The sequence below is a fragment of the Methanimicrococcus hacksteinii genome (assembly GCF_032714515.1).
Classification (GTDB): domain Archaea; phylum Halobacteriota; class Methanosarcinia; order Methanosarcinales; family Methanosarcinaceae; genus Methanimicrococcus; species Methanimicrococcus hacksteinii.
The window spans coordinates 1-16,299 of the sequence record NZ_JAWDKC010000033.1 but is presented as its reverse complement, the minus strand read 5'-3'; the positions used below and the strand labels follow the sequence as shown (position 1 = coordinate 16,299).

The window sequence follows — 16,299 nt, the reverse complement described above, 5'->3', positions numbered from 1 at the left end:
GGTTAGTCCGTTCGCTTTTCCTTTTCATTTAAATAAGCATCACAAAAATATTCGGAAGTCAAAGCAAGAATGAAACAAAAATCTTTCAGCAAAAAAAGGCATTTTCAAAAAAAGGGTACGATTTTGATTTATTTTTAAAATCCCGGCAGCTCGCGCGCGGCAGACGGCACAAATAGCACAGTCGGCACAGGCGTGCAGACGGTGCAGACGGCGGCGGCAGCAGACAGGCCGACAAGTCTGCAACTGTATTGACAAAATCTGGAAGGCAACAGCGCAAACGGAATCGGCAAGGTAATCTGTGCCCACGCTCGCGCAGCGAGCGGATGTGATAAAAATGTGCTGACACACATGGAAATGCAAACTCTGATACAAGCAATGCGGCAGATATGTTACAGCCGATGAAAATGAAAATAAAAAGAATTGAAACAAAAATAAAAACGAAGTAAAAACAAAAACGAAAACAAATAAAGACAAAATAAAACGAAAACAAAAAACAAAATAAGACAAAACAAAGACAAAATAAGACAAACAAAAGACAAAATAAGACAAAACAAAAGAAAAAATAAAAAAAGTTTTGAATAATCGGCTCAGCCGTTATTCAAAAACAAGATCTCCGTTATCGTCATCATCGTCGAACTCATACTCGCCGGCTTCCATTTCTTCAAGGAATTCGGGGGGCATTTCATGTTCGCCTTGATCGGGTTCCGCATTGCTGTTGTAGCCCATCGCAGCATAAAGCTCCTCAGGTTTGTCATGGATGTTCATAATCCAAAACGTTAATGCGGGACAATATTCGGGACGGCATTCGCCCATACAGCCCGTACACGGAGAGAATGTGCCTTTGACAAGCAAAACATCATAATTTTTCTTGCGCTCTTCTGCGGCCGTCTTTAACAGATACGTTTTCGTTCCGCCGGCAACAGCCTCTTCCCGAATAATCTGTCCGGAATCCAGCAATTTCTTTAAAACGCGGGAACACTTGCGGCTGTCGATATTCAGCTGCTTCCAAATTTCATTTTGGTATATGCCGCCCGGCGTATTTTTAATCAAATTGAAGGTTTGCGTTTCAATGTCTTCGGGTTCTTCCGGCTCGGCCGGTTCAGCTTCTTTTTTGCTTTTTCGGCCCGGTTTTTTCACGGGCGTTTCGGCTGAAACTTCGATTTCGGCGGAAGTTCCTTCTTCGACAGCCGTTTCATCGTCCGCCTTCTTTCTGCGTGTATATTTTCTTTTCGGCGCTGCTTCGGCAGTCTCTGCTGCTCCTGCATCACCGGTTTCATCGTCCGAAGATTCTGCATCATCTGCAGCCGCTTCGGTTGTTTTTGATTTGCGTGTCGTTTTTTTGACAGCTTCTTCTGCCGGCTGAATTTCTTCCGTTGCTTTTGATTTTCTGCCGCGTGTCTTCGTGACGGGCTCTTCTTCGGATTCGGCCGGTTCGGGAACAATAACTTCGGCAGTTTTTGCCGCGGACTTTGCTGCGGTTTTCGAAGCCGGTTTTGCTGCCGGTTTCGCTGCAGTTTTTGCTGCGGGCTTTGCCGCAGGTTTCGCTGCAGTTTTTACCGCGGGCTTTGCTGCCGGTTTTGCTGCAGTTTTTGCCGCGGGTTTCGCTGCCGGTTTTGCCGCTGTCTTTTTAGCAGGCGCTTCTGCGTTTGCTGTTTCGACTTCAACAGCTTCCGCTTCCGCGCTTTTTGTACTTTTTTTCTTTGTACTCTCTTTTTTTACAGTTGCACTCATATTGGTCTCCTTTGATGTTTCAGCTTCTTTTTTGAAAAACAAAGAGCTAAAGGGAGTTTGAGAGTTTATTCGTCAACGGGTGTAATTAAAATAATGTTGTTGCCTCTCAAAACAACGGATTTGAGTGACCTTTCCTTTTGACCGTTTACGATTTCGACAGTGTCGACCAAATGCAGATTCATATAATCATCAACAGTGCTGAGCGTTCCTTCAAGGAGGTTGGTATCGCCCTTCATCTCAACAAGAACACGTGATCCGACAATCTTTTGAACTTTCTTATTTGGGAACAAAATAATCCCTCTCTTCTGACTTGAATAAAAATTAAGAATAATAAAAAACCTGAAAACTTTTAAATTTTAAAAAATCAGCGACTTTTTAAAAAAAAATAAGATTTCGGCATTTAAAATTGCATTTATTGCATATAAAGGTTTATAGCTTTCCGATTTTTTTTGCAGCAGATTTGCAAAGTTAAGCGTATCCGTCCAAAACCGTGCTGTCGCTGTCTGCCGTCCCTTTGGAATTTCCTCTCGGCCCGGACTGACCTTTGATTTCGCCGAATTTGGTTTCATAATCCTTGACATTCTGCGTGAGCCAGCGGGCAAGCTCTTTGGCCGCCACCGGTGATAAAATCACTTCCGTTCCGATTTTGCGCTGAATCTTTTTCACGCCGTTTCTCTGTCCGAGTTCGGGATCGTCATTGTAAAAACTGACTCTGAAATCATAAATATTGTTAACCCCGATCGCGCCGATTGCGTAAAAGCGTTTAAAATCTTCTTCTTTTGAAACTTCAATAACAATTTCAATCGGCTGTCCGGGCTGCGCCGGAACATTTTTTTGAGGCATGTTTTCTTCCGTCATTTATATCTCCTGTTTTTTATGAATTAAAGGTATAGGGTTGAATGACTCCATTATTATTTTAAAGTTTGTTTTTATTTCTAAATTCCGATCTTCAAGCACTTACTCGGTCTATTATTCAACATATTTTCTACTGGTTTTATTTGTTCCGGACTTATTTCTGAGAAATTTGTGTTTTTCGGGAATATTCTTCTTATCAATCCGTTCATATTTTCGACAGCGTTCGTCAGCGGTGGCAGTGAATTCCCCACGTGTGTGGGGGTGAACCGTATTTTGAATAAAAATGATGAGTTTAAAAAAAGAATTCCCCACGCGTGTGCGGGTAAACCGATGAGTTGCTGCGGCACAGTATCCCGGCACTTGAATTCTCTGCTGTGTGAGAGTGCCCGGCATGTTTTAAAATTGAAAAAGGAAAAGTTCAATTGAACTTTTCGATTTTGATTTCATATATTTAATCTGGTTTTCGATTTTTTTTTCGATTTAATCGAATTTAAAGCCTTTATTTTTCTCAATATGAGCGACAAGGCCGCCGTCATTGAGAATTGTGATCATCGCGTCGGGAAGCGGTGAGAAAGTCAATTCAATGCCTTTTGTGACGTCTTTGATGATGCCGCCGGCAAGGTCGACTTCCAATTGGTCGCCTTCATCGATTTGATCAGTGTCGCAAATCAAAACCGGCAAACCGACGTTGATTGCGTTTCTGTAGAAAATGCGGGCGAATGATTTTGCCAAAACGGCGCTCACGCCGGCCATTTTAATGATTGTCGGCGCGTGTTCGCGGGAGGATCCGAGACCGAAATTGTTTCCGGCAACGACGAAGTCGCCTTTCTGAACTTTTTGGGCAAACTCGGGGTCCGCGTCTTCCAAAACGTGTTTGGCGAGTTCGGGGAGGTTTGTTCTTAAATGGAACAAACGGCCGGGGGCAATGTGATCGGTGCTGATGTCGTCACCGAATTTGAAGGCTTTGCCGTTGTAAACTGTTTCTGTCATTTTAAATCACCTCGCGCGGGTCTGCAATGACGCCGGCAATCGCTGTTGCTGCGGCAACGGCGGGGGATCCCAAGTAAATGAATCCTTCCGTGTTGCCCATTCTGCCTTGGAAATTTCGGTTCTGCGTGGCCAGGCATGCTTCGCCGTCGGCAAGCGCGCCTTCGTGGACGCCGACACACGGGCCGCAGCCGGGGGCCATGATGATTGCGCCGGCTTTGATAAATGTTTCAATGTAGCCTTTCTGAACGGCCTGCAAATAGATTTCTTTGGAAGCGGGAACAATAATCAGGCGCGTGTCGGGATGTCTGACTTTGCCGTCCAGAATCTTTGCGGCGATTTCAAGGTCGTCGATTCTGCCGTTTGTACAGGTGCCGATAAAGACCTGGTCGATTTTGGTTCCCGCGACTTCGCCGACGGTCACCGTGTTGTCAACGGTGTGCGGCTTTGAAATGGTGGGCTCAAGCTTGGAGACGTCAATGTCAATGACGCGTTCGTAAACTGCCCCGTCGTCGACTTTGATTTCTTTGAACTTGTCGCCGCGGCCGCGTTCTTCGAGATACGCTTTGGTCGTTGCGTCGGTTTCAAAGAGACCGGCTTTCGCGCCGGCTTCAACAGCCATATTGGCGAGCGTAAATCTCTGGGACATGGTCATTTTTTCAACGGTTTCGCCGCGGAATTCAAGCGCCTTGTACGTTGCGCCGTCAGCGCCGATGAGGCCGATGAGATGAAGAATCAAATCTTTGGCGTAAACGCCTTTGGGAAACGCGCCCGTCACGTTGACGAGGAAAGTTTCGGGAACGCGGAACCAGGTTTTGCCGAGCGCGATTCCGACGGCGACATCGGTTGAGCCCATGCCGGTTGAGAATGCGCCGAGCGCGCCGGATGTGCAGGTGTGGGAATCGGCGCCGATGAGAACGTCTCCCGGATTCACGTATGTTTCAACCAAACGCTGGTGGCAGACGCCTTCGCCGGCTTCGGAGAGGTGTGCGCCTGTTTTTTTGGAAAACGTTCTGAGAATCACGTGCGCGTTGGACAAGTCCTTCTGCGGACTGGGCGCGGCGTGGTCGATGAACAAAACGGTTCTGTCCGGATTTGCCGCCTGAACCAAATTCATCTTTTCAAGCTGCTGAACCGCGAGCGGTCCCGTTCCGTCCTGAACAGCGGTCACATCCACATCCACAAGTGTGATGTCGCCGGCATAAACGTCCTTGCCGGCACGGCCGCTGATAATTTTTTCAGCTAATGTTTGCGGTTTTTGTGCCATAATCAATCACATTTCAAAAAGAATAACAGATAAAAAGAAAACGAGAGGCGTAAAAGCTCCCGAATAAAGAGATCTCTGTTTTGGATAAGTCAATTGACTTTAAATATAAAATAGTATTGGAAAAGACCGAGACAGAGCTTTATTTTTCACGTATTTTAATGATTGTAATTCGATAATCAAACGCGAAAATTAAAGGCGAGAAGCAAACACGAAATCAAACGTGAAAATCAAAAACGAAAAAAGAAAAACGATTTACCGACGGGTTAGAATAAAATTAAAAAAAATAAATTTCAAATATCTGTTTTTTTTCGGCCTGAAAAAGGACGATAAACCGGAACATCTGAAATCTTTTTAGAATAATCGATTCCTGTCGCAGTTTTTTTGTCTTTGTTTTTTCCGAGAACCACGGCATCAAAAGCTTTTTCTGACGATTTTTTTGTACCGCCGGCTATTTTCCCGGTTCGAGATATTGCAGGTTGTGATTCTTTTATCAGATTTTTTCTTATCATTTGCATCACATCCATGTTTGGATTTTTTCGATTATGTTTAGCGGTGTTATGTCACAAAAAAATAAAAAAGAAATTGCCGGAAAAATCCGGCAATCATTTTAAAACTTTTTTTGCAGCCTGATCATTTTTGGCAGATTAGACATTCTTTCTTCTGAAACCGTAGAAGACGGCGCCGACGATTAATACAACAATTGCAATTGCAATGATGCTTGACGTTGAGAAAGTCGGATTTTGGATGAAATCACGAACCGAACTGACCGCATTTGAAACCGTCACTTCAAACCCACTGACTTCTGTTGTCGGTGTTCCCGTTTCCGTTCCGTCAATACCAACGCCCGGATTTTGGCTGCCTTCATCAGACTGTTCTTCGCCTTCATCGTTGGCTTCGCCGTTTGCAGGTTCGCCGGCTTCAACTGCTGTTGCCATGCCGTAACCACTTCCTGAAGATTTCGATGTTGTGTTTGAAGACGGAATCGAATACTCTTCTTGGGTTGCTTTTTCAACGATTTCCAAGTAAGATACCATCTCTTCTTCGGAATAACCGAGAACAGACATTTGACCGACAATAAATTCATTCAGCGATGGATTGCCGCACGTGTGGTGACAGCAGGCAACGCCCATATCCATAACGGATTGAACATAAGCATCCACCAATGATTTCACCTGAGCGTCAGTGGCATCCCAATAATCCAAACGGACCGCTTCCATCATACGACCGGTCATTGACTGAAGTGAGTAGGAGAAAGCTTCTTTTCCCTCCAACCTGCCGCTTTCAATGTAAGTTTTCAGAACTTCACTCCAGATTTCATCACTGACAAGTGCGCCATCGGTCGTAACAGCCCATCCGAATAAGTTTTCAACAAATTCGGCAAACATTGTGCTGCCGGCATAACCTGAAGCTTCCATCGCTTCAATCCATTTCGGATTGAGATAACGGGTTGCCATGTCTTTCATCAATGCTTCTTTCATCGTACTGATGACTTTGTCACCTGGTTTGAAATTATCCACATTGCTTGTGTCAGCCATGTACATTTCAGGCAATTTACCGTCTTTATTGTAAACTTTGGAAGCAAGATTCATGCCGCCGAAATACTGGAAAACATCATCATTATCCAATGTATCGTACAGATTTGAAGAAGATGCGAAAACAGATGCATCAGCACGGCTCAAAAGCTGCTTTAAAGTTTCCTGCATTGCTGCTTTCATCTTAAGGCTGTCATCACCGCCCCACGTATTATCATTGTAGATGTAACCCATCTTACTCAAATACAAATCGGCCATCTTTTTCTGAGCTTCCGGATCGTCACCCCAAAGACCGCTCGCGCTGATCATATTGCCCGTTCCGATTTCATAGGTACCGAGCTGTTGTGCAAATGTTCTGGAAATGGCATATTCTGCGATTTCAGCATCCGTTAAACCCAAATCGGCAGCTTTCAAAGCTTGCTTAATTTCATCGGTATTGTACCTGACAGCATTATTGGGTTTACCATTTTCTTTTTCCCATTTATCTTCCAATGCGGAATTTTCATGGTCGTACACAGCCCTCACTGCACGATCGATATAACGGATCGTCATCGGGAAACCATCTCGCATACCTGCCGTGTTGTATGTGATATCAATACGCGGGCGTTGTATGGTTTCACCGTTACTGAGAGTGATAAAGAAAATATCGGATGTTTCCGGCGTGACAACTTTTGCGCCCCTGAAATTCGGCGTTCCCGTGTACGGATCGCCTGCCCAGGTCGGCTCACAGCCGAGCATATAATAAATACAAGCTTCCAAAGCGCCTTCATCACGGATGAATTCAACACCGAATCTCATAAATGACATCATGGATGGGAATTCACCGTATTTTTCGTAATAATCAACGAGTATTTGTTCACCCATTGCTTTTCCGACATCCCAAGCAGCACCGGTCGGGAAAGTATCCGGATTAATGCCGTAGAAATTACGACCCGTCGGCAGAACAGCCGGATTTTGAATCGGGTCGTTTCCCGATGTCGGCGGGATATAACCGCCGGAAAGAGCACTTAACAAAGATTGTGTTTCAGCCCGGCCGCAAGCCAATAAGTTATCGGCATATTTGTCGCGGTCAGAACCTGTCACGAAATCAATTGTTTCCTGATTAATCCAGGTTTGATCTTTGTAACTGTTGACATTGAAATGTTTTGTTAATGCCAAATCAACCGCCCTTGAAGGCGCAAGACCGTAATAATTTGATGTCGGATTTTCCGAAAGCAGCATAATATCAATTGTTTCATTAACAAAATGATTAAAGTCTCTTTCAAATGTCGGATCATCCAACCGTCCTTTTTCAAGACCAAGCTGATAGAAAACGCTGATGTCATAAATACCGACATCTGTTCCTAAACTGCTTCCGAACGGTTTGCCGTATTCTTCTTTCCATGCAGCAGCCACATATTTTTTCAAAGCATTTGTGTCTAAAACATTATCGGAAGTACATGCGATTATTCCCTCATCATAAAACATGATCGGACCGCGGATAAAAAGCTCGATAAACTTTTTTTGGTCATCGGTTCCGCCGAGTGTTCCGTCCAATGCATCATAAATAATCTGATGATCAGACTTGCCGTTCGGATTCGCTTTTCCGTTCACATAAGCTGTGACAAAAGCATCCACATCAGCATCACATTTGCCGTCATAATACGTTTTGCCGTCTACTATAACAGCTTCAGCCGGAATAATATCCCCTTCAAAGTAAACCGCTTTAATAACTTCTTCAAAACGGAAATTGCCCCACATGGAACGAACCATGCTGGCAGCCCTTTCATCTGTGGGCGACTGACCATAAATATGCATGCCGAGCGGAACAGCACTTTCCATGATGGAATCCAAAAAATTATGGAGCTGATTTTTAACAAATGCATTGATGACATCGTCATCCAGCCTCTTCATGCCTTCTTTTAATTCTTCTTTTGTCAAGTCGGTTTCGGATTTGCCGGTATTTTCCGCCACAAGTTTCCGATAATCTTTGAAGTCCATGGCTGCATAAACTGTTTCAATCTCAAAGACAAAGTCAATGATTTGTTCTTTATAAGCTTGGGAAATGTCTGTTCCACCACCGTTTTGAGCCAAGTGTTTTGTATAACTTTGGATTACTGTTTCAAGAGCCAAAATCTCACCGTAAAGGCCGCTACGAACCATTGCCGGTGTCAAATGGTCAATAATAAGCGCATTTCCGCGCATTTCCGCTGTCAACCCTTCCCCGACATTCGCAACAATGTAAGGATAGATGTTGGGAAGATGGCCGATCAAATTGGGACCCCAATCTCTGTCTCTTTGAAGACCGATAGCCGTTCCGGGAAGCCATTCTTCCGTGCCGTGGGTACCGAAGTGAATGACAGCATCTGCTTTCCAATAATCATTCATCAGATTCCACGGATCATCATCATCCAAACCACGATTCAGCCAGAGATAGAAAGCAACATATTGATGAGTCGGAGCCATGTCACCATGATAATCAACACTGTTAACTGAACTTAAATCGCCTTCCAAAGCTTGCGTTCCGGCAAGAGCGCGGTCGGGCTGAGGCATCATCCAAACTTCTCCCGCTTGAATGCAGGGGAAAACGAAGTATTTTTTATCTTTGCCTCCGCCGAGAGCATTTTTGGAATCTGTCCAAATCATACCGCTTTGGTCTTTCGGCAATTCACCTTCCCAAGGTGTTCCCCACGTTTCAATGAGTTCTTCTTTTAAAGCATCGGGAAGAGCGCCGTCATCTAACCAGAGTTTGTATTCGTCAACAGGCATCAACCGGCAGCCCCACCAATCTTCAGGTTTGTTGCCGGCTTTCAGGAAATCAAGATATTCTTGTACCATACCGTCTAAAACGCCAGGTGCGTGAGATCCGACATTAATGCCCTGCGACCACATCAAATGACGCAGATTTTCTTCTGTTAAAACTTTGCTTCTCCACGAATCGCTGCTTGTCATATCCGGCTTATATTCGTAATCATATTTTCCGGGAACAGAATCATTGGCTGTCGCGTACGGCAACTTGTCGTAAGAAATATCGTACCCGCCCAAATCATAATCCATACCTTTTGTACGGTTATAAACCGTATAATTACCAGTCTTTCTCATATTTTCAAGCAATCCATCAGTACCGTCTTCAGAACCCGCGAAACTGCGGATGATATCCAGATAATTGGCACCGATATCGGCTTTGCCGGGCGGATAGTTGTAATAAAGAAGTGCAATGTCCTTTTGGTCATTCGTTTCCTGTTTTAAATAAGCCCAAGCTGAAGCTCTTTCGGCCATCCATTCAATCTGGTCCGGATAACCGACCGATTTTTCAATACTGCCGCCGATTGTGTTCATGTAGCCAAGAACGATAAATTCGAACATACCGTCACGATTGGACGACATTGTCATACGGCTGACACCGCCGGATTCAATCATATTATTTTTATCACTGATGTCAGAAGAACCTGTTGTTTTCATATCCACTGTTGCAAAAATACCTTTCAGAACAGTGATATCCATTTCTTCTAATTGACGAATTCCTTCATAATAATCCCAATAATTCAAACCGAAATTTTTGATAGAAATTGCGGTATCAATCTGCCGTCGTTCTCCGGTCTGCGGATCTGTATAAGTATAACATTCCGGAATATTGTCATAAGTACCAAAACCGTTGATAACATTCACTTCATGTTCTCTGAGCGCTTTGTATAAATCATCAGTTCCTGTTCCGATATCGGATCCGAACATCCAAACACCTACAGTCGGCCATTCCGCCCGGTAACCATTGTTGCCGTACCAAAGCATATAAGTGTCAATACTGCCGAAACTTAATCTTGAACCGTCTTCACGGACATGATAGAACCCGGCATTCTGAACACCCGAAAAAGCTGATGTATATGGCCAAGACATAATACGTTTGCTTTGCATGAGTGAAGAATTGTGGAAAGTTTCATTATACAAAAAACTAAAACTGCTATTAAGAGAAACTTCATCCATTTCAAAGGTAACCTTGCGGGGCGTAACTGAGCCGTCGGCATTTATCACTTCGTTCGGATATGTTGTTGACTTCTGTGTCCAGCCCATTATCATCGGTGTAATTTTACCGGTGGAACTGGTATGAGCCATATATAACCCAAACTGAGGTCTTGGGGTAGGGAATTTGTTATATTCCGTCATTGTGTAAATCGGAAGTTCATACAAATAGGAACTGTGTCCTGTAGGAACAGCCATGGGAGTTCCGCCAGTTTCAAAATAAAACCCGTCCAGAACAATAAGATCATAGTCATCCTTATGATCTTTTAAATGTTTATTAATGGCATCAATTTGCTTTTGAGCTTCATCGGAAATTGTTGCTGAATATTCGAATAAATCTTCATATTCATCTTCAAGTTCATCATACGGCAAAATTGTAAAATTCACTAATCCGCCGTAAAGACTTGTATCATAGACACCAATCATTTGCGAGAAATTTTTGGCTTGATCGCCAATATACAAAACATTCAAATTATAATCCCCGGCCAAATCTTTTTTAAGGTCTTCCGGGAGTTTTGACTGCATATCAATTAAACCTGCAGCTTCCGAAAGGAAACGGTCTCCCCAGATTAAGGCTGCATTTGTTTCTGTTACCGTTAACGATTGAATATATGCACGATAAAGATTTGATTTTGCTTGATCCTCTTTTTCATGTAATGATTTATCAAAATATTCAGGACCGGGAATGCTGTCTTCCAAAGAAATTAAAGTTGTTTTTCGATTACCTGCTTGTGCTGCTTTTAAAGCTTCTTCAATTTTACTATATTCTCCAAACATATCAAAAAGAATAATATCATAATTCTTGAGCTGATTATTTTTATCAGTATATGTTCCTTTATCATCAACTCCGGCAATTTTTAAAAGTTCTTTATTTATTTCGGCACTGTTGAATTCATATCCGGATACAGCATCATAATCAAAATAACCGCCGTAATACATATCATCGACAGCAATTTCCGCACCGCGAACAACTGATGAGCCGACATAAAGAACACGAATGCGTTCTTCCACCGGAACTTTAATTAAAACATTGGAAGTATAAACGCTTGAACTGCCTGTGTTATCATCTGTTACGGTCATAGTAATAGTCGTTTTTCCTTGACCGACAACTGTTACTTTTCCATCATTAACAGTTGCAACCCCTGTATTACTTGATTTCCAAGCAACAGTATAATCGGAATTGTACAGCAGGATATAATAATCCAAACCGAATGTTTCTCCCTTATCTTCGGCTGAAAGAATTAATTTTGGCATGAGATACGGAATAGAAACCGGAGAATAAGCAGCCAACGACCAATCCACCGAAACTGAAGGATCAGCAACAGAAGTCGCTGTTATTATAACTGTTCCAACGCCTTTCGTATAAACGATTCCGTTTGGATCAACCGTTGCGATTGAATCATTTGAAGAAGACCATGTCAATTTTTTGTTGTTCATTGCTTCATCAAATGAAACATTCATTTTTGTATAGGTATGAAGAGCAAGTTTTGAGGGTGTATCCTTTATGCTGAAACTAATTGTTCCGTCATCAGCAAATTCTAAAGAACGATATGCATGTTTCAAATCAAAGGTCAATTCAGCTAATTCTTCCGAAGGAATAATTTGGCCGTTGTTAATTATATCAACTGCATCCTGTGATTTAGTTTTCTGTTCTTCATATTTTTCCCAAGAAGCTGGAGTATAATCAGATTCTTGCAAATTACTAAATGTTTTTAAAGCCGTTCTTAAAGACTCTTTTTCAAACTCTCCTGACGGAATAAAATATGTATATACAAAATCAGAATCAGAAACATTTGAATAAAGTGCCCATAAAGCATTAAAAGAATATTTATACGGAATGTTATTTTCTTGTAAAAAATCCATCCAATAAATCTGGAATTCTTCGCTGTTGCTGTTTGAACTTTCCATCATATCTGCTAAGTCACTGCGAGACAAAGTTTCAAATATCGGATAATCAACGGCAGAAAAATCAGTTGCCTTTAAAGAACTAAATGTCATCGTTGCATTTTCAAGAATTCCGGAAGAATTAACTCTGGTTTGATCGAAATAAAAATCATAATAAGCAGGATTTGGGAAAAGCGGAGTTAAATAGGCTAAATCGTGAGAATAATAATCAGGAACATTTGGGGGATTTGGATTTTTAACTCCATATACAACATAATGGTAAATCGAATAATATTTTCCAACATTTACAATGCATTTTGAAGAAACCGAAGGATTACCTTTGACAGAAACCGTAATTGTTGTTGTACCTGAACTGATGCCTGTTACAAAACCATTTTCATCAACAGTTGCAACATTTTCGGAATCAGATGTCCATACCAATGGAACTTCGGAACGACTGACACCTACATCAGTCAAAATAGTCGGCTTTAAAGGGATTCCGTTTCCGATTTTTAATTTATAGGAATCAAAATTTAAAACAATACCGGTTACACCTTTATTAGATGCTTTATTAGTCATATCTTTCCGAAGAGCATGAAGAATTGATGTATAATCTTGAACATCCGACTCACTGTTTTCGTATATAATTTTAGCTTCATTTAAAAAATCAGAAGAATATCCTGACGATTCAGCTGTATGAATCATTTTCCCCAATGATGCTTTAGGGAAGTAAGTTGACATTCTAGAATAACTTTCAATACGACTTACATATTCCAATGTACCATATGTATCTGAAACATACAAATCGAATATTCCCGAAAGATCTTTATTTTTCGAATCAGTTCCCTTCTGTGCGTCAATAAATTCCTCAACCAGGAACCATACTTCTGAATCGTTTTCCAAACCCATATTTAAAACAGGAACACCGGACTCATGAATATCTCTCAAAGCTTGAAGAATTGTATCATTTCTATCAGAATTTGTGACATAACTCCCCATATGAATAAAATGGTCTTCAAGATTAAGAATTATAAAATCATAAGCCGAGTATTCCATTGATATTCGATCAGCAGTGCCTAAAGTAGCAGCTATTGGACGAACTGTAAAATTAAAAGTATCATTGGAATAAGACAACATTGATTTTTCAGCATCGGCGCCCAAATTTTGAAGAATTAAAACTTCGAATTTTTCACCGGCAACCACAACATCACATACTTTTACTTTTTCATCGTTTGTATCATAATAAACAGTTGTAATACCGGGATTGATACCTTCAATAGACGAACCTTTTATTTCAATAATATTCGGCCTGTCTGCCATTAAATTCTTTCCAATCGGAACAGTTAAAGTTGCTGAATCACCTTCAAGCAAATAAACATAGGTTGATGAACCGTCATCGGTTGCCAATACTGTCGGCAGGCAGAATAAAACTGTAAGCAAAACCACCAATAATAAAAAAATACGACCATTTTTATAATAATTACAAAACATTTCAATTCCCCAATATTAAAATTTGTTTAAAACCCTGAAATTGTTAAAAATTTGAAATTTAAAAAAATAAAATGGAATTTTGAAATAAATCAAAATTCCAAACTTGCATTAATTACATTGCTTACGGATTCAGAGAAAATGTCGGAAGAGGTAAGCCAAGATATTTTGCAATCAAAAGTTCTGCCATTGCATCACAGTGAGTTGTATCAGCAGTAAAAACATCCTTGGGGGATCCTGCATCGGGTGAATCATGGATTTTAAAGAACTTAGTTGTAAAAGCAGGGTCAATAAATTGTGTTTTAGGTGTATAGTCCTGTTTTAATGCGGATAAATTTGTGTTTAGGATTGGGGGGTTAGCTGGATTATACTGACTGTCGTAATACACATAGTCTCCTGTATCACGAATGAAGAATTCACTCGGCATGGAACAAGTGTTATTATTCGGGCCAGTTCTAATTGCGGTTAAAAGTTTATCATTATTTGCTGCAACAAATGCTGCTTCCGAGAAATTGACATCATAATATGTAGTTACATTCGGATCATAGAATAAAGATTCTTCCGGAATTTCGATCTGAACCGAAGTTGCATCCATAAAGATGTTTACCATATCATAAAATACAATATCGTAGGCGGAATAATTGGTTTTAGCAATTGTTACCAGTTCGTCACTCGGATAGGCCCAATAAGTATCTGCTAAATAACCTTCCAATGATGTCACATTAACATAATAAGGAGCTTTGTTAATTGTGTAAATTTGGGGACCTGCTGTATTCAAATCAGGATATGTGTCAAAGGGCCATCCGTCCCAGTCAGCATAAACATATAAAAATTCAATCGGATTGCACGGACATGTTCCAATTGCACAGACACAAACATTATCTGAGATAATGCTGTCACATCCGCATAATTCATTAGGACATACAGTGTGATCTGTGGCACTTGCCATGCCGACAAAGGCGAACATCACTGCAATTGTAATTAAAATAGTTAATAATTTAGTTTTCATGTAGAATCACCTTTTATTAATTTTTGTTTAAAATCAACGGCTGCATCCTCGAATATTCCAACCGAAGCTGAAATGGAAACACAGCAGAAAACCCGGATTCCGCATTTGTGAAATTATTCCGGACCCCTCAAAGATGAAATATAAAAACAAGCCAATAAAACACGGCCGGCAAAAGCTTTATTAAGAAGCTTTCATATGGTAGCTTTGTTCTATCAGAACTTAATTTCTATTACAGAGTACTTTTCATTGAGGTTCGACCATTTTGGCCATGGCCGAATTTTTCTTTTTTTCGTAGATTTTGTCGAACGATCCAATATCACAGGCAATGATTTGCATGTGAATTGGGGAAGTCACTTTTCGATTTGACTCGAATGAAACCCGACTGTTTCAAGGGATTGTGATATTGGTGTAGGATTATCGGATTAAAGGGGTGGAAGTGATTACCGGGCGATAATCTTTCGTTTTTATTGAAACATCGGATAAGTGACAGGCTGATTTTTTTTGAAAAATTTTTCCGGACAAAACAAATCTCAAGCACTCAGTTCCTTTGTCCCGACATGAAGGTAGCAATTTTACTTGTTTCGGGACGGCAAAGCCGGCCAAAAAAAGTCTCTTCAAAGGGACAAAGGAACCGAATGTTTGAAATCGGGATGCGCGGGAAAGTTTTCAAAAATTTTAGATTTTTAATGTGAAATTCAATTTGGTTAATTTGAACAATTGAAAAGAAAAAAAGAGGCAGGCGAACGAGAGAATCTGCTTGCAGATTTTCACCCGATATCCTGTGTCTCAATTTTTTCTTTGCTGTGCTGCAGAGAAGCATCGGAGGTTTTGATTTCGGCCGTCTTCGACACGGCCGAAATCAGTCAATCTGAAACATTCAGCAAAATGAAATCAGATTCGAACAATGCTTTTTTTTGTTTTTGAATGGTGTGATAAATAATATATTTCAATTTTAGCGGCTTAATGAACAGTTTTTAGACTCAAGATTTTTAAATTCATTTTTAAATTTAATTTTAGATTCAGCTTAAATATTCAATTTATTTTCAATCTTAATATTTTCAATTTCAATATTTTTAACCGAAACGGCATCAAAATCTATACAATTACAGATATGAAATAAAGTACGAAACGGCTTACCACTGAATTTTCGTTTGCTGTGTTACGGATGGTATGAGGTATGACAGCCCGGACAGGACTGCGCATAAAATGAGAAATTGCTCCAACCCATTTTACCTGCGGAATAAAATTTTGACACAATCAAACGAGAATTTACTGAGATAAACCTTGAACAAATCAATTTAATTTGTCCAGAAACTTCAAACGTTTGCAAAATATATAAATGTTACTCTTTTTAAAAAAAGTATCAGAAGATATGAAAAAGGAAGCACCAGTCATAAACAAACATTATAAATTCGCCAAAAAAAGAGTGAAAACAGAATTTTTAAAAAAATGAAATACAAACAACCTAAGATTCAAGACTTAAAAAGGAAATGGGAAAAAAAAAAAAAAAAAAAAAAAAAAAAAAAAAAAAAAAAAAAAAAAAAAAAAAA

At 40.7% G+C, this 16,299-nt stretch carries 9 protein-coding genes; all 9 read right to left on the bottom strand.

The window, feature by feature from the left end; genetic code table 11:
- Positions 1-134 precede the first annotated feature (134 nt).
- The 9 genes from MmiAt1_RS09070 to MmiAt1_RS09025 all read right to left on the bottom strand — a co-directional run bounded on the left by MmiAt1_RS09070 (position 135) and on the right by MmiAt1_RS09025 (position 14,749).
- Positions 135-350 (bottom strand): hypothetical protein, encoded by a 216-nt coding sequence (locus MmiAt1_RS09070; RefSeq protein ID WP_318786560.1) that lies wholly within the window; start codon positions 348-350, stop codon positions 135-137.
- A gap of 244 nt (positions 351-594) precedes the next feature.
- Positions 595-1,731, bottom strand: a complete 1,137-nt coding sequence (locus MmiAt1_RS09065; protein WP_318786559.1) for a helix-turn-helix transcriptional regulator — start codon at positions 1,729-1,731, stop codon at positions 595-597.
- A 65-nt stretch (positions 1,732-1,796) separates the two neighbouring features.
- Positions 1,797-2,021: an LSM domain-containing protein gene (locus MmiAt1_RS09060; protein ID WP_318786558.1), complete on the bottom strand. Its 225-nt coding sequence runs from the start codon at positions 2,019-2,021 to the stop codon at positions 1,797-1,799.
- A 178-nt stretch (positions 2,022-2,199) separates the two neighbouring features.
- Positions 2,200-2,589 carry a DUF3467 domain-containing protein gene (locus MmiAt1_RS09055; protein WP_318786557.1) on the bottom strand — a complete coding sequence of 130 codons (390 nt, stop codon included), beginning with the start codon at positions 2,587-2,589 and terminating at the stop codon, positions 2,200-2,202.
- A gap of 477 nt (positions 2,590-3,066) precedes the next feature.
- On the bottom strand, positions 3,067-3,576 hold the full coding sequence (locus MmiAt1_RS09045; protein WP_318786556.1) for a 3-isopropylmalate dehydratase small subunit: 510 nt from the start codon (positions 3,574-3,576) through the stop codon (positions 3,067-3,069).
- 1 nt (position 3,577) lies between these two features.
- The gene (locus MmiAt1_RS09040) at positions 3,578-4,840 is read right to left on the bottom strand and encodes a 3-isopropylmalate dehydratase large subunit (protein ID WP_318786555.1); all 1,263 of its coding nucleotides are present in this window, start codon (positions 4,838-4,840) and stop codon (positions 3,578-3,580) included.
- Between the two features lie 290 nt (positions 4,841-5,130).
- Complete coding sequence (locus MmiAt1_RS09035) at positions 5,131-5,364, bottom strand: hypothetical protein (RefSeq protein WP_318786554.1); 234 nt, start codon at positions 5,362-5,364, stop codon at positions 5,131-5,133.
- 120 nt (positions 5,365-5,484) lie between these two features.
- The gene (locus MmiAt1_RS09030) at positions 5,485-13,692 is read right to left on the bottom strand and encodes a cobaltochelatase subunit CobN (RefSeq protein ID WP_318786553.1); all 8,208 of its coding nucleotides are present in this window, start codon (positions 13,690-13,692) and stop codon (positions 5,485-5,487) included.
- 172 nt (positions 13,693-13,864) lie between these two features.
- On the bottom strand, positions 13,865-14,749 hold the full coding sequence (locus MmiAt1_RS09025; RefSeq protein ID WP_318786552.1) for a hypothetical protein: 885 nt from the start codon (positions 14,747-14,749) through the stop codon (positions 13,865-13,867).
- Between the last annotated feature and the right edge of the window lie 1,550 nt (positions 14,750-16,299).